Below are 434 nucleotides of genomic sequence, written 5' to 3'. Positions count from 1 at the left end.
GAAAAGGGAACACGGGTTCCTATACTGCTTGTCGGTCAATTTCCGTGCGGCCCGCTGTCGCGGCAGCTCAAACCAGTGAAACGTTGCGAGCGGGCGCGCGGTCGCAAGTGAGCGCAACAAGAAGAAAGGAATGCTTCATGGCAAAGACCTCCAAGATCGCAAAGGCTCCCAAGTCCATCAAGTCCTACGCGCTGAACAAGTGCCTCATCGGCTACGGCGTGGTGAACGGCATCATCAACGCGGCCATCTTCGCCGGCATCAACGCCGGCGCTCCCGATGCGATGTTCGGCATGCACGACATCGTGCACGACCTTGCCTTCACCGGCCTTCTCCTCGGTATGCTGCTGTTCGCCTGCGTCGTGCCGCTCACCCGCATGGATCTGCGCAAGGGCGTTTTCTCCCTGCCCGGTGGGGCGGGCGGTGCCTTTCCGCTC

1 protein-coding gene is annotated in these 434 nt (G+C 61.3%); it reads left to right on the top strand.

The annotated features are described in order from the left end of the window. Window positions 1-137: 137 nt before the first annotated feature. The coding region (locus NE591_RS12495) for a hypothetical protein (RefSeq protein WP_256156774.1) at window positions 138-434 on the top strand (297 nt) is incomplete at its 3' end.

It is taken from the genome of Adlercreutzia sp. DFI.6.23, from assembly GCF_024462535.1.
Taxonomy (GTDB): domain Bacteria; phylum Actinomycetota; class Coriobacteriia; order Coriobacteriales; family Eggerthellaceae; genus Adlercreutzia; species Adlercreutzia rubneri.
The sequence above is the reverse complement of the archived record's forward strand: the minus strand, read 5'-3'. Positions and strand labels throughout refer to the sequence as shown.